Below are 21539 nucleotides of genomic sequence, written 5' to 3' on the forward strand. Positions count from 1 at the left end.
TTCTTTTCTCCCTCTCCCCCCAGGCATAGAAAAGGCTTATGAGGGTTCATGCCCAAGTGCAGTGGGGATACTCATGAGAATGGAGGAGCTAACGTGGCCCGAATTTGAGAGCCTTAAGGAGCGTGTTAACACCGTTATAATCCCCATAGGGAGCGTTGAAGCCCACGGCAAGCATTTGCCCCTTGGAACGGATGTCTTTGCCCCCTTGGAGATAGCAAGACGGGTCGAGGAGAGGCTCCGCGGGCTGGGTGTTGAAGTTCTCACAGCCCCACCCGTATGGTACGGGCATACCTTCGTTCTCAATGTGTATCCCGGAACCATAAACGTGGGTGGAGACGCGTTCAAGGCCTACGTTCGCGAGATAATAAAAGAGTTTGCGGCCGAAGGGTTCAGGAGAATCATCCTCCTCAACGGGCACGGTGGAAACTACTCACCGCTGGTTCTTGCGGCTGAAGAAGTGACCGTGGACTTTCCGGAGACCGAGATTTGGCTCATAAACTGGTGGCTGGACTTCCGTGAGGACATACTGAGCATATGCTCCAGCCAGGGACATGCAGGCCAGGACGAGACGTCTGTAATGCTGGCAATAAGGCCTGAACTCGTGAAGATGGAGAACGCTCGTGGGGAGAAGAGGAGTTCAAAGGTGAGGATAATCAAAAAAGACATAGGAAAGGAGCTGTTCCCCGAAGGGGTGAACGATGACCCCTCTCTGGCGACGGTCGAAAAGGGAGAAGCAATTCTGAGTGTCGTTAGTGAAAAGATAGCCCGTCTTATAGCGGGGGATACGTGATGGGGCGGGAGGAAGTTCTTGAGGAGGTCGATAGGCGCATAAAGCGCCTCCAAGCAGAGGTGGAGCTGGCCGAGGAAAGGCTCCGCTATCTCGACCGGATAGGCGCCCCGTCCAAGTACCGGGCACTCCGGAGAGAGGACTATTCCATTTACTACCTGCTCCTGATGGCGGTCTGGGTTCTCCTCGGATTCCTCGCGCTCATAGCCATCAGCCACCGTCTTCCCTACGGGTTCAACTTCTCGCTGCTCCCCTATCTCTTCGTGGTGCTCGTTGTGATTGTGTTACCGCTGACCTACTACTACCTCAGCAGAAGGGAGGAACCGAAAACGCCCATGGACGAGCTTGAGGAACGGGAAAGGCTCGCAAGGCTTGTGCTCTCCCTCTTCTATGTCCCCCTGCGCGAGGCCATTGAAAAAGACGACAGAAAAGCCATGGAGGGTCTCGCCGAGGAGCTCCTCAACAACCCAGTGCTCGCAGAGGCCGTTGAAAAAACAAAGGAGGGGGATCCAAAGGTCATGGCCTACGCCCTGTACCTGTACTCCACATACCGCCCTGAAATGGAGGGAGAGGTGAGAGAAACACTATCTATCCTCAGCAACAAGCCCCTACGGGCCCTCCTGTCCACCATTATAGAGGGCTAAGGTTATAACCCCTCCCGCCGTTCTCTCTCCGGTGAGACGCTTGAGGTTGGAAGTTCTGAATAGAGATGATATGAACGCCCTCTCAAGGGAACTCAGCAGGGCGGGGGTAATGAACAGAACCCGTGAGGAGGTAACGCCAGAGATTTCCCACTACGTTGTTGTGGAAGGCACCTACGCCGAACTCGTCGAAAATGCAGGGGGGATAGAGCCCCTGCAGGAGAGCCTCGATGAGCTGAAGTTCGCATTTGAGGAGATAATTGAGAACTGGGAACCGGGTCAGGAAAAGGCCATAGAAGAGCTCTTCGATGAGTCGGACCTGGGCAGGCTACTCGTGCTCACAGCGCTGATAGAGAGCGGCGCCGTAGCTGAGGAGGACGGAAAGCTGGTGCTCATGGAGAAACCCGTTCTCGACGGCCTTAGGGTGGAGCTCCGCTTCCCGATAGACGAGGTCGAGGAGTACCTTGAGGAATTTGAGAAGCGCTTTGAAACAGGAATGATCACCGAGTACACGATGGAGAAGAGGTATTTCGTCGAGGTAATGGAGGTTGAGAGGGAGCTCATCGAGGCGGCGCTTGAGATAGCCGGGGAGTACGCCACCGAGGAAAGCATAGTCGAGGCGATGTTCGACGGCATAGCCCGCTCGGTTCTGGCGGACGTAGTCCTGGAGCTGGCAAAGAAACACCGGAAGAAGAACGAGCTCATAGAGGTCCTTCTTGAGCGGGAACCGATAGTGGTTGAGGGCGAGCACGAGAGGCTCAACATATACTTCGACGAGGATGCCATAGAGGACTTCCTCAAGGAGCTCCAGACGCTGGGATACCTCAAGGTCAAGGGCAACAGGATATGGGTTTGATTTCCCTTTCCCGCTTTCCTCATCCGTAAAATTTTAAAAGGGCTTTTCTCACCTAACGCCGGAGGTGGTGGCAGTGGCGGAGCTGAGGGCGGTTATATTCTACGACCGCGACGGCACCCGCTACTACCGCTGCCCGCGCTGCGGAATGCTCTTTAGGAACTCCAAGGACTACACAAGGCACGTGAACAGGTCCCACGGCCATCTCTTCAGGAAGTGACTCTCCATTTTTCTTCGGGATGAGGAAAACGGCCAGGTCTGAAAAAAGTGATGAGCGGTCTCGGGCTTGCCGACCGTTAATCCCGGATTATTATCTCCTTCGTGAGCTTTACCGTGAACGTCTTGCCGACCTTCTCCCTCTCGACGAGCTGCTTCTTCTCAAGCTCCTGGATGATTCTGCTTATGGTCGGACGGGAGTAGCCCGTGAGTTCTGGCAGCTCCTCCTGTTTGATGACTCCTCCCTTCTCAAGAATCGCCTTGACGACTATACGCTCCTTCTCGGTCAGCACCTCTATGGGAACCCTGTTGGCGGCCCAGCGCTTCTTGGCGTAGTAAAGGGAAACCGGAACCGCGATGGCAAGGGAAAGCAGTACTGCCGCTATTATCAGCACCCAGTTTGTCTCCTTTGGCTGTTCCGGAAGCCTTATCTCCAGGTTCTCCTTGACCCAGTAGGTCTCGTACCCCATCTCCTCTATCTTCTTCTGGACGTCCTTGGACATGCCCGCACCCATCAGGAGAACCAGGTTCGGGTTGAGCTTTTTCAGAGCATTTGCTGTTGAGTCCGATAGGGCATCTTCCTGGGTGAGGAGCAGGGGATAGCCGTATATCATCGCCCACCTGGCGGCGGCCAGTGCGGAGCCGTAGTCGCTTGAGCTCGCCACCACAACGGTCTCGTAGCCGTTGGGATAAAAGCGCAACGCCAGCTTTGCGGCGGTTTCGGTTCTAACCGCGCCGCCTATCCTCTCCACAATGAACCCCATCCTGAGCAGTTCGTCCTGAACGGTGTCGCTTACCGCTTGGGAGTCGCCTATTATGAGCACGTGGTTCCATCCGAACTGGGCGTAGCTCTGGAGCTGGGCTATAGTACCGGGGTCGAGTTCCTTCGGATTAACGGGAAGAATAGGGACGTCAAGCATCTTCGCGTAGGGAAGAGCGACGATGTAATCAATCATATCATCGTTTCGGACTATGATTAAATCGTATTTGGGCTTCTCGCCCCCATCCTGGGCGGAGGACAATGGGAGCAGGAACGACGAAAATGCCAGCAGGATGAGCGCCAACGCCAAGGCCCTTCTAACCATTCCACCACCTGAAAAAGGGGTAGGAAAAGCTCCTTAAAAGGTTTTTCAAAGCTCCAGGGTTTCTCCGGGCTTGAGGATTACGACTTCCGCCTTGTCCCCCACCAGCTTTCTGAACTCTTCGGGGTCAGCTGAAATCGGTGGCCAGGTGTTGTAGTGCATCGGCACGACCTTCTTCGGCCTGAGAAGCTCCACCGCTTTAGCGGCCTCTCTAACGCCCATAGTGAAGTGGCCACCTATCGGGAGGAGTGCGACGTCAATGGGCCCGTAGAGCTCGTTAAAGAGCTCCATGTCCCTGAACACGAAGGTGTCGCCCGCGTGGTATATCTTAACGCCATCGAGCTCGACGATGTAGCCACAGGCACTGCCTATGCTGTACTTGCCGTCGCTGCTGGAGTGCCAGGCCGGAACCTGGACGATTTTGACCCCGTCTATTTCAGTTGGACCGTAGTTCATGCCGATGGTGGTTATTCCCTTCTCGCTCTCAACGAGGTAGTTGGCTATGTCGTACATCGCAACGATTTTTGCCCCCGTTCTCCTGGCTATCTCGGCGGCATCGCCGACGTGGTCTCCGTGGGCGTGGGTTATGAGGATCAGGTCTGCCTCAAGCTCCTCCGGCTTGGCGGCAGCCGCTGGATTGCCGGTCAGGAAGGGGTCTATCAGGATTTTCTTGCTTCCCTCTATCAGAAAGGCCGCGTGGCCCAGAAACTTCACCTTCACCATGATACCACCCCCGACGGATATAATAACCAGAACTTACTTAAGTCTTTCGACGATACAAAATATGGACAGTGGTGCCCTTTTTAGCCCATTGAAGCTTTACTTTTCCCCGTCCATGCTCATATCTGCCTCACTGTCCTTTTTAGGAAAGCTTATATAGAATCCCACAGACTTTAGGCCGGTGATGTGATGACGTTTGATTACTTCTTCAGGCCAAAGGGCATAGCGGTTATTGGGGCATCCAACGACCCGCTCAAGCTCGGCTATGAAGTCTTCAAGAACCTCAAGAATTACAAAGACGGCAGGGTTTATCCCGTCAACGTCAAGGACGATGAAGTCCAGGGAGTCAAGGCTTACAAGAACGTAAAGGACATCCCGGACGAGGTCGACCTGGCCGTTGTCGTCGTTCCGAAGCGCTTCGTCAAGGGGACGATAATAGACTGCGGCGAAAAGGGCGTCAAAGGAATAATCCTCATCACGGCGGGCTTCGGAGAAGTCGGAGAGGAAGGGAAGAAGGAAGAGAGGGAGCTCGTCGAGGCAGCCCACAGGTACGGCATGCGTATAGTCGGCCCCAACTGTGTCGGCATAATGAACACCCACAACGACATGAACGCCACCTTCGTGATGAACGCGAAGAAGGGCGACATAGCCTTCATAAGCCAGAGCGGTGCCCTCGGAGCGGGAATCATCTACAAGACCGTTAAGGAAGGGATAGGCTTCTCGAAGTTCGTGAGCATCGGCAACATGGCGGATGTGGACTTCGCCGAGTTCATGGAATACCTCGCCGACACCAAGGAGGACAAGGCGATAGCGCTCTACATCGAGGGCCTCAAGGACGGGAGGCGCTTTATGGAGGTCGCTAAGAGGGTGACCAAAAAGAAGCCCGTCATAGTCCTCAAAGCGGGCAAGAGCGAAAGCGGAGCAAGGGCGGCATCTTCCCACACCGGCTCACTCGCAGGCTCGTACAAGATATACGAGGCGGCATTCAAGCAGAGCGGTGTTATAGTTGCTGAGACCATAGACGACATGTTAAGCATGGCACGCGCTTTCACCCAGCCCCTCCCGAAGGGCAAGCGCGTCGCCATAATGACCAACGCAGGTGGCCCAGGCGTTCTCACCGCCGACGAGATAGACAAGCGCGGATTGAAGCTCGCTGATCTTAAGGAGGAGACCATCGAGGGGCTCCGCTCGTTCCTGCCTCCGATGGCCGCGGTGAAGAACCCGGTTGACATGATCGCTAGTGCGAGGGGCGAGGACTACTACAAAACGGCAAAGCTTCTCCTTGAGGATCCGAACGTTGACATGCTCATAAGCATCTGCGTCGTCCCCACCTTCGCGGGGATGACCCCGACCGAGCACGCTGAGGGGGTTATCAGGGCCGTTAAGGAGGTCAACAACGGCAAGCCCGTCCTCGGCCTCTTCATGGCGGGCTACGTGAGTGAAAAGGCCAAAGAGATCCTCGAAGCCAACGGAATTCCAAGCTACGAGAGGCCCGAGGATGTTGCCGCCGGCGCTTATGCACTCGTGGAGTTTGCGAAGGCAAGGGGAGTTTTGAAGGAGGAGTGAGGATGCCAGTGCAGAGCGAGGTGGGAAAAAAGGGATCCCCTCCCGGGAAAACATCGCCCCCGACCATTGATGACGTTTTCCTGAGAGTAAAGGAGCTAATCGGGGAGCTTAAAGAAGACCCCCACAAAATCCTCCGGGAGATGAGAGATGCTCGTGGTTGATACATCTGCGCTTATAGATGCGACGATCCCGGTAAGGGGGAAAGAGAAAAGGAACGAGCTGGCAAGGGGAGTTATTTCAGCAGCAGAGAGCAGAGGAGTCCCTATGATAATCCCCCGCCTCGGGGTCGTTGAGGCAGTTAGCCTGGTTAAAAGGCTGACCGGAAGAGACGAAGTAGTTGATGTTATCCTTTCATACATCGATGCAAAGATGCTTCAAGTTTCAGAGGACTGGATATTTGAAGACGCCAAGGGGATAGCGCGGAGTATACATCCGCGGGCGGCAGATTCCTATTTCATTGCAACGGCCAAGAAGTTCAGCGCGATCCTTGTTTCATCGGACAGGGACATGGTGATTAGGGCCAAAAAGCTCGGCATAAAAGCGTTTTATATTTTGGACCAAAAAGACGTTGAGGAATTCTACAAGGAACTGTTTGGAGGTGTGTGAATGGCGAAGGTTACCGATATGGTTTTATGGGACAAGCCGGGAGAGAAGGTTCTCCTCCTCGGCAACCAGGCGATAGCGCGCGGTGCCCTTGAGGCGAACATAGCGGTTTACGCCGCCTACCCTGGAACCCCGAGTTCGGAGCTTACCGACACAATGGCCATCGTCGCCAAGAAGGCCGGCGTATACATGGAGTACTCGACCAACGAGAAGGTCGCCTTTGAGACGGCTTTAGCGGCAGCATGGAGCGGTCTCCGTGCCATGACGGCGATGAAGCACGTCGGCCTCAACGTTGCTGCGGACACTTTCCTCAGCTCGGTAGGCATGGGGGTCGAGGGCGGCTTCGTCATAATGGTAGCGGATGACCCGAGCATGTGGTCTTCACAGAACGAGCAGGACACGAGGGTTTACGCGAAGTTCGCCAACGTCCCGGTTCTTGAGCCAAGCTCGCCCCACGAGGCCAAGGAGATGACGAAGTACGCCTTCGAGCTCAGCGAGAAGTTCAAGCACTTCGTCATTCTGAGGACGACCACCAGAACCTCCCACGCTCGCGGTGACGTCGTTCTTGGCGAGCTTCCAGAGGAAATAAAGGCAGGAAAGAGGAAGTTTGGAAAGTTCAAAAAAGACCCGAACAGGTTCGTTGACGTTCCTGCCAACGCAAGAAAGTTCCACCCGATAATCCTGGAGAAGATAGAGAAGATCCGCGAGGAGTTCAACGACATGCCTTTCAACTGGATAGAGGGCGACGAGAGCGCGAAGGTCGGCATAATAGCTCCGGGATTGGCATACGCCTACGTCAAGGAAGCCCTCCACTGGCTTGGAGTTGAGGACGTAAAGGTTCTCAAGCTCGGAACACCGTTCCCGGTTCCCTACGGCCTGCTTGAGAAGTTCATGGACAGCCTTGAAAAGGTTCTCATCGTTGAGGAGCTTGAGCCCGTTGTGGAGGAGCAGGTCAAGACCTGGGCATACGACAGAGGTTTGAGGATCCCGATCCACGGGAAAGACCTCGTGCCCAGAGTCTACGAGATGACCACCAGGAGGGCGGTTACTGCCATAGCCAAGTTCCTCGGCATTGATGTTCCGCTGGACTACGGGGAGCTCGACGCCAAGTACAACAAGGCCCTTGAGATAGTCCCTCCGAGGCCGCCGAGCCTCTGTCCCGCCTGTCCACACAGGAACAGCTTCTACGCCATAAAGAAGGCCACCAGGGCGAGGGGCATCTACCCGAGCGACATAGGCTGCTATACCCTCGGTCTCCTCCCGCCGCTCAATGCGGTTGACACCACCGTCGCGATGGGCGGCTCAATAGGCATCGCCCACGGTCTTGAGATAGCCCAGCACGGCTCCCTGAGCGAGGAGCAGAGGAAGAAGGAGAAGAAAGTCATAGTGGCTACCATAGGCGACTCGACCTTCTACCACACCGGACTTCCTGCCCTGGCCAACGCCATCTACAACCGCTCTAACGTGCTCATAGTGGTTCTCGACAACCTGGTCACGGCCATGACCGGCGACCAGCCCAACCCGAGCACCGGCCAGACGCCTCATGGCATGGGCAAGAGGATCCCGATAGAGGACGTCGCTAGGGCTATGGGAGCGGACTTCGTCGAGGTCGTTGACCCCTATGACATAAAGAAGACCTACGAGGTCATGAAGAAGGCCCTCGAAGTCGAAGGGGTCAGCGTCGTCGTGTCGAGACAGGTCTGTGCCCTCTACAAGATAGGCCAGATGAGGAGGAGAGGAGAGAAGTGGCCAATATACTACGTTGACGAAGAGGCCTGCACCGGCTGTAAGGTCTGTATCAACGCCTACGGATGTCCTGCCATCTACTGGGACGAGGAGAAGAGGCAGGCAAGGATAGAGCCCAGCATGTGCTGGGGCTGCGGTGGGTGCGCGCAGATCTGTCCGTTCGGTGCCTTCAAGCCCGTGGAGGAGGGAGAGGAATGAAGGTTAGGGAGTACAACATAGTCATCGCCGGTGTCGGCGGCCAGGGTGTCCTCACGGCCGCAAACATCCTTGGCTGGGCCGCTTTGAGGGCCGGCTACAAGGTGAGGATGGGTGAGGTTCACGGGATGAGCCAGCGCTTTGGCAGCGTTGTCTCGTACGTCCGCTTCGGCGAAGAAGTTTACGGCTCGATGGTTCCCGAGGGAAAGGGCGACGTTATACTCGGCTTCGAGCCGGTGGAAGCTCTTAGGTACATCAACCACCTCAGGCAGGGCGGGATGGTCGTCGTCAACACCAAGCCCATCGTCCCCGTCCAGGTCTCGATGGGCAAGGCCCGCTACCCGGAGATCGACGAGATAAAGAAGATCGTGGAAGAGGACTTCCAGGCCAAGTGGATAGGCTTCAACGCCGAGGAGCTCGCCATAAAGGCCGGTCACGTCGTCACGACCAACACAGTCCTCATCGGTGCGCTGACCCAGATCCCCGAGTTCCCGCTCGACGCGGAGCACGTCAGGGAAGTCATAAGGCTCAGCGTCCCGCCGAAGGCTGTCGACATGAACATGAAGGCCTTCGACCTCGGAATTGAAGCCGCTAAAGAGATCCTGGGGCTTTGACGCCCCGTTTATTATTCTTATTATCATCTCCAATTTCAGAACTGAAAAGGCATGATGTTGTGGAACTCCTCAGAGACTGGGAAACCCAAAGGGAGAACTTCCGCTTCAAGCACACGGCCAGAAAAACCCTTCGCATGCTCCGCCAGCTCTACGAGATAGGCTTCGCGAGCTTCAGCTGATTTTGGGGCGAGTTCCAAGGACCTTTTTTAACTTCTTACCAACGTAAATTAACTTCCCCGGGGTAAGCTCCTTACCCCCTGTAAGCTACAGCCCCCACCATTCCCTGTGAACCTCTACGACACGGTGGACTGTGGACAGAGCCTCATAGCTCGGTTCTATCGGTCTTCCCTCCGGTTTGCCCTTAAGGTAGCCGTCAATGAAAGCTGGGAGGCCCTTCATCAATCCGACGTTGTAGCCACCTTCAAGGAGAACCGCCAGGGAATAACCTGAGAGCGTCGCGCCCGCGTAGCGGAAGAACCGTTCCGTCAGTCTAAGCGTCGTGAGGCCCTCTCCGAGAAAGCCGTCAAATCCTGCTGAGACGATCACAACATCGGGTTTCGTCTCCTCCAGGATTGGAAGAACGACCTCCATCCATGCGAGGATGTGGTCATCGTCTGCGGAGTAGTGGGGCAGGGGGACGTTCACCTTACTCCCTTCCGCGCCTTTCCCGCCAACGTCGTGCTCGTAGCCACTCCATGGGTAGACCTCGCGCTCGTGGAGGTCGATGTGGATAACATCCCCATCGTTCCAGAATATCTCCTGGGTGCCGTTGCCGTGGTGGGCGTCGAAGTCAATCACTATGGCCTTTCCCCTGAGCTCTCTGAGGGCGAAGGCGGCGAAGGCGCTGTTGTTGAAGATGCAGAAACCGAGGGTTGGGGCGTTGAAAGCCCTCCCCGACCTGCCCGCATGGTGTCCCGGTGGTCTGACTAGGGCCAGGTACAGTCCTTTTTTCTTCACTGCAAACTTCACGGCATCCCTTGCCGCACCAAGGGCTGTGAGGGCCGCCTCCCATGTGCCGGGGGCTACGTAGGTGTCCGGGTCGAGGTATTCAAAGGTGTTCGCCAGTTTTCTGATGCGCTCAACGTACTCCCCATCATGTATCAGAAGGATATCGGCCGGCGATACGGGTTCAGGTTCCAGAATCAGCTCGTCATTCCACAGCCCTTCTTCAGAAAGACCCCTTATAGCGTAGTCCAGCCTGCTTGGGTTCTCCGGGTGATAGCCCTCAGGTTTATGCCCGCGGAAAATAGGGGAGTAAAGAACCTGAAGGGACAAGAGGGTTTCACCACTCCTCCTCTTCCTCTATAAGGCCGTACTTCTCCAGCTCGCGGAGGAGCTTTCTGACGGCCTCCCAGGCGTCGTGCTCGCTCTTGGCTCCAGAGCAGACGATCTTCCCGGACGAGAAGAGAAGTATTACCGCCCTCGGCTCCTTTACACGGTATATGACGCCGGGGAACTGCTCGGGTTCATACTCACAGTTCGGCAGGCTCAGAGCGACGGCATCGAGGTTGAACTCCATGCCTATGTCGCCGCTGAAGACCATGTTCTGGATGTCTATCTGCGGTGCGCGCTGGAACTTGGCGCCTATCTTCTTGAGCATCTGGATGAGCTTGTTGACAGCGCGCTCTATGTCCTCGACGCTCTTGGCGCCGGTGACGACGAGCTTGCCGGAGCTGAATATAAGGAGCGCCACCTTTGGCTCCTCAAAGCGGCATATTATCCCCGGGAACTCCTCGGGGTTGTACTTGGAGTTGGGACATATCTCTATGACCTTCTCAAGGTTCAGCTGCGTAAAGAGATCCACAGAAGCGACGATGTTCTCGATTCTGAGCTTTACATTGCTCATGTCGACCAAGGCTTACACCTCCAGATGGTGGGTTTAAAAACCCTTTATAAATGAGACGGGTTGAGTTTTTAAAGCTTTAGGTCTCTGAGTCGATGAAACCTCAGGTGAGAAGGCTTAAAAGGTGCCGGCACAAGGAGAGCACGGTGATGCCTGTGAGAAACACGATGGTTTTAGTAAGGACCGACAACTTCCAGAAGGCCAGCATAGCATTGGCTGACCTCGTCCGCTACGGTGGCATGCAGATACGCGGCGACCCTAGGATACTACCGCCTGCACTTTCGGACTGGGCTTTTGAAAAGATAAGCGGTGAGAAGCCGAGGAGGCGCTTCAGGGCCCACGTGATTGCCCAGATAGACCTACCGCCTGCAAAGGCCATCGGCAGGCTTATGGACATCCATCCACCGGCGCACGTTCTCGTGATCCCACCGGACACCGAAGTCTGGGAGGAGCTGATGCGCCTCTGGGGGAGCTTCGAGAAGCTACGCGGGTTCCATCCGCCAAAGAGAACCAAGGCAGAGGAGCTCAGGAAGAAGAGGGAGGAAGAGGAAGGGCTGGAGGAGTTCTAGGGAATGACCCTTAGACCCTCTTTTTCTCCCGCGTTTTTAAGGTCATCATCCAACGTTCCTAAGGTACTAACCTCATAAACAAGGCATGTAGCTAGGATTATGGCATCGTTTGGAAGTAGGTTGTGTTCCCTCATAAGCTCATAAGAGAGTCCGAGAACCTCGTCATCTGCAGGTAGTATGTGAAACTGTTCAATGAAATCTTTTGGCTCGTTAGAAAGTATCACAGTGCTCATTTCCCCGCGCTTTTTGATTGTAAACGGCGAACGTCCGGTCTTAAGGGCAATGTAATGAAAAAGGAACTCGCTGAAGACTATGTCGTTAATGAGGGGAACCATACCCTTATTTTGAAATCTCCTCAAAGAGGGAAACCGCCAGGGGATTACCTTTCAAACCCTCAATTAAAACAGATGAATCCACGAAGATTAACTTATTGGGGGTACCACTCTTCTTCATTTACATCCCCCTTGAATCTGCCGAGGTACTTGGAGAGAACATCCCTTTTCAGCCCTTTTCCAAGCTCCCTCTCAACTAGAATCTCAATTTTCCTCCTAAGGATTCGTTCCATCCAAGGGGGAACCTTCACAACTATCTCGCCCATGAGACCCCCTAGGAAGAATTAAAACGAAAGGCAATTTAAACTTTCACTTCTTCTTCCGCTTCCGTATCCTGATGTTCGCTATGTCCCCGAGCGTCGGCTCGTAGTCCTTCGGGATGGTCTTCTTCTCAAGGAGCTCCCCACCTTCGGCCTCAATGAGGGTTATCTTGAAGTACTTCTCCAGCTTCCTGGCCTCCTTTATCGTCGGCTCGCGGTAGCCGTGGGCTATTGCCCTCAAATCGTTCATCGAGAGGCCGATCTCGTGGGACAGCTCCTCGTAGCTCTTACCCGAGCGCTGTATCGCCCTGTAAACCCTCTCGGCGTAGTCCTCGACTATCTCCTCGGTGTAGAGCGGCCTCTCGGTTCTGGGTTTGGGCGGCCTAGGCCTTGAGGCCGGTCTGGAGTATGCTCTCCTGACGGGCTGTCTGCCGGTGGGCATTATGCTGAAGGTTCCGGGCTTTTTTCCACCGTATTTCTCATAACAGCGGTTGCAAACGAGAATCTCAGCACCCTCAAGCCTTATCCTGTGCCCCTGCCCCCTTATTGGAGCACCACATATCTCGCAGTATCTGGGCTTGGCTTTCCCCATCTCAACCACCTTCTTGCTCCACTTAAGGCTCGAAGTCAGGCTTTTTAAACCCCTCGATGAGCTTATATTGATGAGCGGGGTAAGGACAGAGAAGCTCCAAAGGCTCGACCAGGAAACGCTGGAGAGGCTCATTGAGATATACATGAGGGGATACGAGGGCATGCGCGAGTACGGCGGTGAAGGGGAGAGCTACGCGAAGCGCTACCTCAGGTGGTGCTGGGACAAGGCAAAGGACGGCTTTTTCATCGCGAAGGTAGGTGACGAGATAGCGGGCTTTATAGTCTGCGACAACGACTGGTACAGCAAGTACGAAGGAAGAACGGTCGGAGCTATCCACGAGTTCGTGGTGGACAAGCGGTTCCAGGGGCATGGAATAGGCCACAGGCTCATGGAAAAGTGCCTGGAGTACCTGGGGGAGCACAACGACAGAGTAGAGCTGTGGGTGGGGGAGAAGAACAAAAAGGCCATCAGGTTCTACGAGGATTACGGGTTCAAACGCGTCGGCCAGAGCGGGATATGGGTTCGAATGGTGAAAGACCTGCGAAGGGATGACATACCCCCAGAAAAAGGGAAGTAGGTGGTTTGATGTCCTGCATAAAACCGCCCGAGCCCGGGAAGGTGAGGGACTTGAGGGAAGAAAGTTTCATACGTGAAGGAAAAGGAAAGTTGAGGGTCGTTATAGAGAGCGAAGGGGAGCGGATTGAGGCCACTATGAACGGCTCTCTGAAGAGCGTCAGCGAGATAGCGGAGATGCTGGGCGTCGAGGTGCAGAACGGGAGAATAGAGGCCGTCGTCGACGGTGTGAAGGTCAGCGCCGAGCACGGAAAGCTGGAGATGGAGTTCGAGAACGGGGACAGGCTGAGGATTGAGAAGGCCTGAGCCACGTTGAGTATAAAAAGGAGGCAGAAAAAGGCCTTCACTTCACAGGCGGCCTGAACTTGTAGCCATAGAGGATTATTCCGTCCTCCTCGAACTCCCTTATCTTCTTGGTGACGACCTCGACCTCCATGCCGAAGTCTATCTCTTCTGGGTCAACGTCGGTGAGCTGAGCCAGAACCACCGGGCCCTCTTCAAGCTCTATCAGCGCCAGGGGGAAGGGCTTGTAGTACTCGAAGCCGCTCGGCGGGTTCCTCACTATCGTCCAGCTTATGACCCTGCCCTTTCCGCTCAGCTCGATTTCCTCGACGTTCCTTGAGCCGCAGACAGGACAGATCGACCTCTTGGGGAAGTGGACGTGACCGTTCTCGCACTTTCCACCTATGAGCCTGTACTTCTCACGGAAGTGCCTCCAGTAGCGGGAAACCTGCATCGGGCGCGCCATTTCAGACCCTCCTAAAGACGTTGACCGTTATGTTCGAACCGGTTCCACCTATGTTCTGGGTCAGACCGATTTCCGCATCGGGCACCTGGCTCGGCGCCTCGCCGCGGAGCTGGAGTACTGCCTCAACAGTCTGGTAAACGCCGGTGGCTCCGACCGGATGACCGCGAGCCTTGAGACCTCCCATAGTCTGTATTGGATAGTCGGCGTCAATGGCTATCTGGCCTTCTCTAGCTAACTTCGATCCCTCCCCCTTCTTGGCAACCCCGAGGGCTTCGAGGCTTAAAGCGGCCATGACGGTGAATGCATCGTGGACCTCGAAGAAGTCGATGTCCTTCGCCTCAACGCCGGCCATTCTGTAGGCCCTCTCGGCGGCCACTTTGGCGGCCTTGAGGGTGAGTAAATCCTCCCTGCTGGCGAGGCTTATGGTGTCTATGGCGCGCCCCATTCCAGCCACTTCAACCCACTTCTCCTTCGGAACGCCGAGCTCCTTAGCCTTCTCCGGAGTGGTGATTATCACCGATGCCGCACCATCGCTGACCGGTGAGGCGTCGAAGAGCTTGAGCGGGTCGGCAACGTAGGGGCTCTTGAGGACGGTCTCAACCTTAATCGGGCGCTTGAACATGGCGTAGGGGTTCTTGGCACCGTTGGCGTGCGCGTTGACTGCGAACAAAGCTAAATCCTCCTCAGTGTAGCCGTAGGTCTTCATGTAGTAGCGCATCACGAGCGCGTTTAAGGCAACAAAGCTCGCCCCGTGGAAGAGCTCCCACTCGGCGTCGGCCGCGTAGGCGAGGTACCTAGTGGCGTCGCTCGGCCAGGCGTCGGTCATCTTCTCGACGCCAACCACCGCAACCACATCTTCCAGCCCGCTGAGAACGGCCTTGACTCCCTCCTGGACGGCGGCACCTCCGCTCGCACAGGCTGCCTCTATCTTGACAGCCGGGATGTTTCCGAGTCCGGCCCAGTCCGCTATGAGGGCTCCGAGGTTCTCCTGTTCAACGAAGGGGCCGGAAATCATGTTTCCGACGTAGAGGGAGTCGACCTTATCTATTCCAGCGTCTTCCATCGCGTTGAGGAGCGCCTCCACAGCGAGATCCCTCAATCCGAGCTTCCAGTGCTCGCCAACCGGAGTCATACCGGCACCGATTATGACTGCCTTCCTCATACCAACCACCTCACATGATGAACTTTCTCCTCGCCTTCGCGTAGAGGGCGTAGTCTATGTACTTCTTCCTGTTCACGTAGTCCATGGTCTTCGGAGCCAGCTCACGCTTCTCCTCAATGGCGTCCTGGACGACAACGCTGAAGGCGTCGCTCCCCGCGCCGGAACCGAAGGAGACCCACAGGATCCTGTCGCCGGGCTTGGCTATGTCCAGAACTGCCGATACGCCGACCATCGTCGCACCGCTGTAGGTGTTCCCGATGATTCCGGTGAGCAGGCCGGGCAGAACCTTCTCCCTCGGAATGCCGAGGATTTTGGCAACGGTGAGCGGGAACTTGACGTTCGGCTGGTGGAAGACGGCATAGTCAAAGTCATTCACCGTTAAACCGAGCTCCTCCATGAGGGTCTTGGCCGCGTTGACTATGTGGTGGAAGTAGGCCGGCTCGCCGGTGAACCTGTTCCCGTGCCTCGGGTAGTGCTCGTGCTGGCGCCTCCAGAAGTCGGGGGTATCTGTAACGTAGGAGTAGCTGCCCTCAAAGTACGCCACGGTATCGGAGCTCTTGGGACCCACTATGAATGCCGCTCCTCCCGCTCCGGCTGTGAACTCGAGGTGGTCGCCGGGCCTTCCCTGGGCTGTATCAGCGCCAATTGCCATCGCGTAGTCGGCCATCTCCGAGCCGACGAAGCCTATGGCCGTCTGAAGTGCCTCGGTTCCGGCCTTACAGGCGAACTCGAAGTCGGCGGTGCTTACATCGGGAGTTGCACCTATGGCCTCGGCAATGACCGTGCCGGTGGGCTTGACCGCGTATGGCTTGCTCTCGCTTCCGAACCAGACGGCGCGGATAAGCTTCGGGTCTATCCCTGCTCTCCTGAGGGCGTTTCTCGCCGCTTCAATCCCTATGGTGAGTGCGTCCTCGTCAAGGCCGGGGACTGCCTTCTCCTGTATCGGGAAGCTCGAAACCCCCCAAACGCGTCCTATCTCTTCCGCCTTGATTCTATACATCGGGACGTAGGCACCGTAGCCGACGATGCCGACTTCGCGCCTTGGCTTCAGGAGCTTTTTCATGGTGCATCACCCACAAAAGCTGAACGTGACTTCGGCTAAGGTTGAGGGGCGCGTTATAAAAGTCTTTCGGTGAAAGTAAAAGGTTTTTTCGACGATTGGCTATACCGACGTATATAAAGGTTGACGGCAACCCTTTACCCGGGTGAATCGGAATGAAGTACGAGATAAGGCACAGGCCGAGCTTCTCCCTGCTTGAGGTGGAGCTTGAGAGGGGCGAGGCCATACAGGCGGAGTCCGGGGCCATGGTTCACATGAGCCCCACGATAAAGCTCGAAACCAAGGCAAAGGGAGGCGTTTTTGGGGCCTTAAAGCGTTCGGTACTCGGTGGAGAGAGCTTCTTCATAAACACCTTTAGGGCCGAGGATGGCCCTGGAAGTGTCGGGCTGGCGCCCGCGTATCCCGGCGACATCGAGGTCTTTGAACTGGACGGGACACTCTACGCCCAGAGCGGTGCTTTCCTGGCGGGCTCGGAAGGGATAAGCATCGACACCAAGTGGGGCGGTGCGAAGACCTTCTTTGGACGGGAGGGTCTGTTCCTCCTCAAGATGACGGGAAGGGGGCTCGTGTTCCTCTCCAGCTTTGGGGCAATATATAAGAAGGAGCTCCACAACGAGCGCTTCGTGATAGACACCGGCCACATGGTGGCCTTCAGCGAGGGGCTGGACTTTAGCATAAAACGGGTCGGAGGGCTCAAGAGCACGCTCTTCAGCGGTGAGGGACTAGTTGCCGAGTTCTACGGAACGGGGACGCTCTACATCCAGACACGCAGTGTGGACAGCTTTATAGGCTGGATAGCCCCACACCTGCCGACAAAAAGGGAATGAAAAACAAAGGTTCTTTTTCATTTCTTTCTAACCACGAACAGCGCGTGGTCCTTCTCGTAGGGCTCAAGCGAAAGCCTCTCGACGACCTCAAAGTAGCTGGCTAACTCTTTCTCGACCTCCTTGAAGACCTGCTCGGGCTCCTTGGTGACGTCGATGCTCCTACTCTTGACGCTTATCATGCCGTAGCCGCCGCTCTTGAGGAAGACCTTTGCGTTGTCGATGAGTATCTTCGCCTGCGTAGGCTGAGCGACGTCCTCGAAGATGACGTCAACCTTGGGAACCAGCGCGCGGTAGCCTTCGGGCTTGGTGGCGTCGCCGAGTATCGGCACGATGTTCCTGCGCTCGTCAACAAGCGGGACGAGCTCCCTCAGAACCCTCGGCGAGAACTCGACGCCGAATACCTTCCCCTCCCAGCCGACAATGTCGCTGACGTGGCTCGCGGTGGTACCGCTCGCGACTCCGAGGTAGAGAACCTTTGAGCCGGGCTTTATCGGGAAGTTCTTGAGGCCGTTGAGTATCGCAGCAGCGAGCTTTGAGCGCCTCGGGTTCCAGACCCTGTACTCCTCGTCCTCGAACTTGATCAGCCTCTCACCGTAGACCTTCTGGCCCGGAACGAGGTTTTTCGTTGCGATTTTCTCGCTACCGTCCTCATCAACAAAGACGTAAACGCCCGGGAACTTGCCCTTCCTAATCCTCATCTACCTCACCTCTTGCCGCCCTTCTTCCTCTTTTTACCCTTCTCGCCCTTCTTGCCCCTTCCTGCCTTTTCCTTCTTCTTTCCACCGAAGCCCTTGCCCCGCTTTTCTTTCCCCTTGAACTTCTTCTTTTTCTTCTTTTCCGGCTTGGCCTTCCTCTTGGGCGGGTTCGGATACTTCTGCTTTATCTCCTGGATGCGCTGCTCTATCTCCTGCTTCAGCTCCTCGGCTATGTACTCGCCGGAGAAGTAGTCAACACGCGCCGCTATGGCGAGCTTTCCTGCCAAAGCCCTCGCTATCTTACCCCTCTGCCACCACGGTGAGCGGTTTATGGCCGGGTACTGGAAGATGACGCCGTGCTTTGGAGGCTTCGCACCGCTCCTCAGGTGCCTGAAGAGGGCCTTCTCGGCGCCGAGTACCTGTATGGTCGAGGCGGGCATCATGGCAAGCTCTTTGAGCCCACCGGCGAGGCTGAGCAGTCTGGCGCCGAGCTTGGCACCGACCAAAGCTTTCAGGTTCGGGGCGACTTCGTCCATTGCCATCTCAAGGTAGTCCTCTATCTGCTCCCTGAGCTTGTAGAGGTCGTTTATCTCGCTCGCGAGCTCCATTATGATGTCTGCGTCGAACTTTCCGAGCGGGGCACCCATCGAGGCTTCCGCTGCCCTCATAATCTTCTCAATCTTGCCCTCGGGGAGGCCAAGGCTCTTGAGCTTCTCCTCGCTCACGTTTTCTCTTGGACCAATCTCCTTGACGAAGGTTACGTACTGCTGGTGCTTGGGAAGGATTTCATCCAGCTCAGGGAAGTGCAGGCTGTACCACTCCCTCAAACGAGAAACGAGGAGATTAATCACCTTGTCAATGTCGTCGAGGGACTCAATGGCCTGGATTATCATCTTGTCGCGAGCGCCGCTCTGCTCCTGTATGCGGAGCCTGGTCAGGGCAACGCCGACGCTGAAGTACTCGTCGAACCACTTCTCCCCCAAAAACTCCTCCGGGCTTGAGCGGAGCTTTTCTCCAGCCATGTTGGGAAACTCGGCTGTTGCGTTGTAACCGAGCTCCTTGAGCTTTCTCCCCAGCTCGGAGTCCTCCACCACGAACTCGTCGTAGCCCCTCCCCTTAAGCTCGTCGAGGAAAGAAATCAGCTCGTCACTTGGCTCGCCCTTTAAAAGCCTGTCAAGGCTCGCTTCCGGCCTTCCGGAGAAGACCCTCTGATCAATGAGATTACCGCCCTCGTCAAAGGCGTAGATGCCCCTGACGTTCTCCGCTATGTAAGCTTTCATCATCATCACCCTCTCAGTTTTTGTCTCCGAAGTATAAAAGGGTTAGGCGTTTTAAATCCTTGCGTGTATTCGTTTTGCATCAACTTCCATGGAGACCCCTGGCACTGACCTCCTCCCCGCCCTAAAGGGCGAGGCTTGTGAAAAGAGAAAAGTCAATGAGCATTGTTAGCCTGAGAGTTTTAAGAACCCCACGTAAGGTGCTGTATAAAATTGTATGTGGTTCGCCATAATATAACTTGGTTTTGACCATGGTTTCACTTTTAGTGATAGAAAGAGTTAAATAATCCAACGGCATATTTTGTAATGCAATCTCCCATCGGAGGTGCAAGTTGTGAAATGGAAACCCCCACTAGTGTTACTCTTGGGAATCCTCCTATTGGGGGAATCGTGACGGCGGCACCGGTTGAAAAACCAGAAGCAGTGCCCTTAGCCACGGTTAAAGCACTTGCACTCAGGGAACTTCACAAGTTCCCGGAATTCAACGGGGCAATCCCAACCAACCCAACACCCCTCTACTTCCCCGACGGCAGGTTGGCAGCTTACGAATTCAGAATGGTCAAGTCATGAGGTGATCAGAAGTGGACAGAAATGTAAGGGTTATATTTCTCGTTTTCTCTTTTATTTTGGTTCTCGCGCTGGGTTATTACATATCTGGGAACCAGCTACCAAGCAAGGACTCCAGCGACGGGGTGGACTACTCCACCGCAACCTGTACGCTTGAGACGGAGCCCCAGTTCACCCACGCAAACGCCTGGACCGGCTGGAGCGTCAGGGAGCTCTTAGACAACCGCATGGTAGAGTTCACCGACTTCTTAGAGTTCGTTCCAAAGGTATCGCTGAGTGAAGGAACGAGCAGCGGTTACCTTCACGCAGATGACTGGCCGGCAGAAATGGGCATAGCGCCCAAGTGCACCCTCGCCGGCAGTGCCGTCTTCTTCGAGAACAACGACACCGCGAGGGGAATGTACTACCCAGTAGTTGCCGGAAACAGGGGAGAGATAAAAAGGCAAAACATTGAACTGCCCGCTGGAAACGTCTACTTCGCCCACTACGTAGTGCCAACCAAAAACACTACCTGGGAAGTAACGGAGAACATCGCGAACTCGAATGGGACTGACTTCCTGATGAGCGGTGGCATCTCGGAGAGAAGAAGAACGGAGATAAAAGGAACGTGCACATGCCCCGTCGAAGCAATGATTGCTCAACTCGACGAGACCATAAAGGCCAAGGGATTTGAAGAAGTCGCTCTGGAGAATGAGCCCGTAGAAAACGAGTACTTCAGACCGTTGAGTGCAAAACTCTACCGTAGAGGCGACGAATACCTCTACGTCGAATTCTCTAAGGTCAAGGACATGAACCTAGTCAGAGTCCTCATGATAATGGGCGATGAGAAAGTCGTAAAGGCCTACGCGAAAGCCTTCACCGCAGGAAGCATCGAGGGTTAAAGCTTTTTCACTTTTCACAATCGAAAGGACGGAGAATAAAGAGACAAGGAAAAAGCCTCAGTCCTCCCAGGGCTCGGTGTACTTGAGGGCCCAGCCGAACTCCTCCTTGAGTATGTCTATGGCCGCGCTCGGCGGGATTATTCCGCGCTCGGTTATGATGACGTCGATGTACTCGGGTGGAGTGACGTCGAACGCTGGATTCCAGACCTCTATGTTCTTCGGCCAGGTCTCAAGCTCCTCCTTCGGGATGACCTCGTATGGGTCGCGCATCTCTATCTCGACCAGCTGGCCGAGCATCGTCTCGGGGTGGAACTTGTAGGTCTCAGCGGCTATCATGGTCCATATCCTGTGCTCCTTGGCGGTGAGGGCTATTAAGGCAGTCCCAATCTTGTTTATGACCGCGCCGTTGACCGTTATGCTGTCCGCGCCCATGACGACCTTGTCCGTCATCTTCATGTAGTGCCTCGCGGCGCTGTCAACGACGTATATAACGGGTATGCCGTAGCTGGCCAGCTCCTTCGCGGTGAGCTTGCCCTGCCACTTGGGCCTCGTCTCGGTGACTATGACCTTTATGTCCTTGCCCTGTTCGAAGGCGGTTCTCATGACGCTTATGGCAGCCTTGCTGTGGCAGTGGGTCATTATGACGTCGCCGTCCTCTATGCGCTTCGCCCCCATCTCGCCTATCCTCTCGATGGCCTTCTCGGAGTTGTGGATGAACTCCTTGGCCGCGTTTATGACTATGAATTTCAGCTGGTCAAGGTCGGCACCGCCGGCGTACGCCACCTTCCCGCGGTGCATGACGTAGCGGAGCGCATTCGGGAGGGAAACCGCAGTCGGCCTTGTCTCGTAGAGTATCTTTGCGGCCTGCTTCATCTCCTTCCAGAACTCGTCAACGTCCGTGGCTCTGCTCTTCTCGGCCTGTATCTGGAGCGCATAGGCCGCCGACCTGGCGATTTTGCCAGCGCCCCTTATCCTCATGTCCCTAATCTCCTCCGCAATTTCAAGCACTTCCTTCACTACCGGCATCTCCGTTCACCCCCTCTGGTAACCCCCATTTATGGCGGGAGGGTTTATAGAACTTTTCGTGTTCACCAGTGCCCCCTGCTGTTCGTTGATGTTCCTAAAAATGC

The 21539-nt window shown here is 55.5% G+C and carries 28 protein-coding genes; 15 read left to right on the forward strand and 13 right to left on the reverse strand.

The window, feature by feature from the left end:
* Nucleotides 1-73 precede the first annotated feature (73 nt).
* The 4 genes from A3L14_RS09515 (at nt 74) to A3L14_RS09530 (ending at nt 2501) form a co-directional block, all read left to right on the forward strand.
* Nucleotides 74-790 carry a creatininase family protein gene (locus A3L14_RS09515; protein WP_055430184.1) on the forward strand — a complete coding sequence of 239 codons (717 nt, stop codon included), beginning with the start codon at nt 74-76 and terminating at the stop codon, nt 788-790.
* Nucleotides 790-1431 carry a hypothetical protein gene (locus tag A3L14_RS09520; RefSeq protein ID WP_055430185.1) on the forward strand — a complete coding sequence of 214 codons (642 nt, stop codon included), beginning with the start codon at nt 790-792 and terminating at the stop codon, nt 1429-1431. Before A3L14_RS09515 ends, A3L14_RS09520 begins: the two co-directional genes overlap by 1 nt.
* Before the next feature lie 40 nt (nt 1432-1471).
* Entirely contained in the window at nt 1472-2284 is an 813-nt protein-coding gene (locus A3L14_RS09525; protein ID WP_055430186.1) for a hypothetical protein, read from the forward strand.
* Between the two features lie 67 nt (nt 2285-2351).
* The gene (locus A3L14_RS09530; RefSeq protein WP_232473335.1) at nt 2352-2501 is read left to right on the forward strand and encodes a DUF7128 family protein; all 150 of its coding nucleotides are present in this window, start codon (nt 2352-2354) and stop codon (nt 2499-2501) included.
* A 76-nt stretch (nt 2502-2577) separates the two neighbouring features.
* Here the strand turns inward: A3L14_RS09530 and A3L14_RS09535 are convergent, their stop codons facing one another.
* Together A3L14_RS09535 and A3L14_RS09540 are read right to left on the reverse strand one after the other, a co-directional pair.
* Entirely contained in the window at nt 2578-3582 is a 1005-nt protein-coding gene (locus A3L14_RS09535; RefSeq protein WP_055430188.1) for a cell wall-binding repeat-containing protein, read from the reverse strand.
* Between the two features lie 45 nt (nt 3583-3627).
* Nucleotides 3628-4302 (reverse strand): metal-dependent hydrolase, encoded by a 675-nt coding sequence (locus A3L14_RS09540; RefSeq protein ID WP_074631114.1) that lies wholly within the window; start codon nt 4300-4302, stop codon nt 3628-3630.
* Nucleotides 4303-4488: 186 nt separating this feature from the next.
* On the opposite strand from A3L14_RS09540, the gene A3L14_RS09545 reads away from it, so the two are divergent.
* The 5 genes from A3L14_RS09545 to A3L14_RS09560 are packed head-to-tail and all read left to right on the forward strand — an operon-like array spanning nt 4489 to nt 9023.
* Entirely contained in the window at nt 4489-5865 is a 1377-nt protein-coding gene (locus A3L14_RS09545; protein ID WP_074631112.1) for an acetate--CoA ligase family protein, read from the forward strand.
* Between the two features lie 2 nt (nt 5866-5867).
* Nucleotides 5868-6026: a hypothetical protein gene (locus A3L14_RS11860; RefSeq protein WP_198300090.1), complete on the forward strand. Its 159-nt coding sequence runs from the start codon at nt 5868-5870 to the stop codon at nt 6024-6026.
* Nucleotides 6013-6471 carry a type II toxin-antitoxin system VapC family toxin gene (locus A3L14_RS09550; protein ID WP_055430189.1) on the forward strand — a complete coding sequence of 153 codons (459 nt, stop codon included), beginning with the start codon at nt 6013-6015 and terminating at the stop codon, nt 6469-6471. The genes A3L14_RS11860 and A3L14_RS09550 overlap by 14 nt, the downstream gene beginning before the upstream one ends.
* The gene (gene iorA, locus A3L14_RS09555; RefSeq protein WP_055430190.1) at nt 6472-8412 is read left to right on the forward strand and encodes an indolepyruvate ferredoxin oxidoreductase subunit alpha; all 1941 of its coding nucleotides are present in this window, start codon (nt 6472-6474) and stop codon (nt 8410-8412) included.
* Complete coding sequence (locus A3L14_RS09560; RefSeq protein ID WP_055430191.1) at nt 8409-9023, forward strand: indolepyruvate oxidoreductase subunit beta; 615 nt, start codon at nt 8409-8411, stop codon at nt 9021-9023. The genes iorA and A3L14_RS09560 overlap by 4 nt, the downstream gene beginning before the upstream one ends.
* A 264-nt stretch (nt 9024-9287) precedes the next feature.
* Here A3L14_RS09560 and A3L14_RS09570 read toward each other — a convergent pair whose 3' ends face one another.
* A complete protein-coding gene (locus A3L14_RS09570; protein ID WP_055430192.1) occupies nt 9288-10298 on the reverse strand; it encodes a histone deacetylase family protein in 1011 nt (336 codons plus the stop codon).
* Nucleotides 10299-10305: 7 nt separating this feature from the next.
* The gene (locus tag A3L14_RS09575) at nt 10306-10878 is read right to left on the reverse strand and encodes a TATA-box-binding protein (RefSeq protein ID WP_055430193.1); all 573 of its coding nucleotides are present in this window, start codon (nt 10876-10878) and stop codon (nt 10306-10308) included.
* A 143-nt stretch (nt 10879-11021) separates the two neighbouring features.
* On the opposite strand from A3L14_RS09575, the gene A3L14_RS09580 reads away from it, so the two are divergent.
* Complete coding sequence (locus A3L14_RS09580; protein ID WP_055430194.1) at nt 11022-11435, forward strand: DUF356 domain-containing protein; 414 nt, start codon at nt 11022-11024, stop codon at nt 11433-11435.
* Here the strand turns inward: A3L14_RS09580 and A3L14_RS09585 are convergent.
* The 3 genes from A3L14_RS09585 to A3L14_RS09590 form a co-directional block, all read right to left on the reverse strand.
* Nucleotides 11432-11770 (reverse strand): type II toxin-antitoxin system VapC family toxin, encoded by a 339-nt coding sequence (locus A3L14_RS09585; protein ID WP_055430195.1) that lies wholly within the window; start codon nt 11768-11770, stop codon nt 11432-11434. The two genes, A3L14_RS09580 and A3L14_RS09585, sit on opposite strands and share 4 nt — an antisense overlap.
* 92 nt (nt 11771-11862) lie before the next feature.
* A complete protein-coding gene (locus A3L14_RS11865) occupies nt 11863-12033 on the reverse strand; it encodes a hypothetical protein (RefSeq protein WP_162840159.1) in 171 nt (56 codons plus the stop codon).
* A 43-nt stretch (nt 12034-12076) separates the two neighbouring features.
* On the reverse strand, nt 12077-12619 hold the full coding sequence (locus tag A3L14_RS09590) for a multiprotein bridging factor aMBF1 (protein ID WP_055430196.1): 543 nt from the start codon (nt 12617-12619) through the stop codon (nt 12077-12079).
* Between the two features lie 70 nt (nt 12620-12689).
* On the opposite strand from A3L14_RS09590, the gene A3L14_RS09595 reads away from it, so the two are divergent.
* Both A3L14_RS09595 and A3L14_RS09600 read left to right on the forward strand, forming a co-directional pair.
* Nucleotides 12690-13196, forward strand: a complete 507-nt coding sequence (locus A3L14_RS09595) for a GNAT family N-acetyltransferase (protein ID WP_055430197.1) — start codon at nt 12690-12692, stop codon at nt 13194-13196.
* A gap of 8 nt (nt 13197-13204) precedes the next feature.
* A complete protein-coding gene (locus A3L14_RS09600; RefSeq protein WP_055430198.1) occupies nt 13205-13498 on the forward strand; it encodes a hypothetical protein in 294 nt (97 codons plus the stop codon).
* Nucleotides 13499-13535: 37 nt separating this feature from the next.
* Here the strand turns inward: A3L14_RS09600 and A3L14_RS09605 are convergent, their stop codons facing one another.
* Genes A3L14_RS09605 through A3L14_RS09615 form a run of 3 tightly spaced genes read right to left on the reverse strand, consistent with a single transcriptional unit; the run spans nt 13536 to nt 16165 of the window.
* Nucleotides 13536-13940 (reverse strand): Zn-ribbon domain-containing OB-fold protein, encoded by a 405-nt coding sequence (locus A3L14_RS09605; RefSeq protein WP_055430199.1) that lies wholly within the window; start codon nt 13938-13940, stop codon nt 13536-13538.
* A 1-nt stretch (nt 13941) separates the two neighbouring features.
* A complete protein-coding gene (locus tag A3L14_RS09610) occupies nt 13942-15102 on the reverse strand; it encodes a thiolase domain-containing protein (RefSeq protein ID WP_055430200.1) in 1161 nt (386 codons plus the stop codon).
* A 10-nt stretch (nt 15103-15112) separates the two neighbouring features.
* Nucleotides 15113-16165, reverse strand: coding sequence for a hydroxymethylglutaryl-CoA synthase (locus A3L14_RS09615; protein ID WP_055430201.1), 1053 nt, complete (start codon nt 16163-16165; stop codon nt 15113-15115).
* 152 nt (nt 16166-16317) lie between these two features.
* On the opposite strand from A3L14_RS09615, the gene A3L14_RS09620 reads away from it, so the two are divergent.
* Nucleotides 16318-16989: a TIGR00266 family protein gene (locus tag A3L14_RS09620; RefSeq protein WP_055430202.1), complete on the forward strand. Its 672-nt coding sequence runs from the start codon at nt 16318-16320 to the stop codon at nt 16987-16989.
* Nucleotides 16990-17006: 17 nt separating this feature from the next.
* On the opposite strand, the gene A3L14_RS09625 is transcribed toward A3L14_RS09620, so the two are convergent.
* Complete coding sequence (locus tag A3L14_RS09625; RefSeq protein WP_055430203.1) at nt 17007-17687, reverse strand: fibrillarin-like rRNA/tRNA 2'-O-methyltransferase; 681 nt, start codon at nt 17685-17687, stop codon at nt 17007-17009.
* A 5-nt stretch (nt 17688-17692) separates the two neighbouring features.
* Nucleotides 17693-18964, reverse strand: a complete 1272-nt coding sequence (locus tag A3L14_RS09630) for a C/D box methylation guide ribonucleoprotein complex aNOP56 subunit (protein ID WP_055430204.1) — start codon at nt 18962-18964, stop codon at nt 17693-17695.
* A gap of 387 nt (nt 18965-19351) precedes the next feature.
* Between A3L14_RS09630 and A3L14_RS09635 the strand changes: the two genes are divergently transcribed.
* Nucleotides 19352-19531 (forward strand): hypothetical protein, encoded by a 180-nt coding sequence (locus A3L14_RS09635; protein ID WP_055430205.1) that lies wholly within the window; start codon nt 19352-19354, stop codon nt 19529-19531.
* Between the two features lie 11 nt (nt 19532-19542).
* Nucleotides 19543-20409, forward strand: a complete 867-nt coding sequence (locus tag A3L14_RS09640) for a hypothetical protein (protein ID WP_055430206.1) — start codon at nt 19543-19545, stop codon at nt 20407-20409.
* 57 nt (nt 20410-20466) lie between these two features.
* Here A3L14_RS09640 and A3L14_RS09645 read toward each other — a convergent pair whose 3' ends face one another.
* On the reverse strand, nt 20467-21435 hold the full coding sequence (locus A3L14_RS09645) for a ribose 1,5-bisphosphate isomerase (RefSeq protein ID WP_055430207.1): 969 nt from the start codon (nt 21433-21435) through the stop codon (nt 20467-20469).
* Nucleotides 21436-21539: the final 104 nt, after the last annotated feature.

The organism is Thermococcus thioreducens (genome assembly GCF_002214545.1).
GTDB lineage: Archaea > Methanobacteriota_B > Thermococci > Thermococcales > Thermococcaceae > Thermococcus > Thermococcus thioreducens.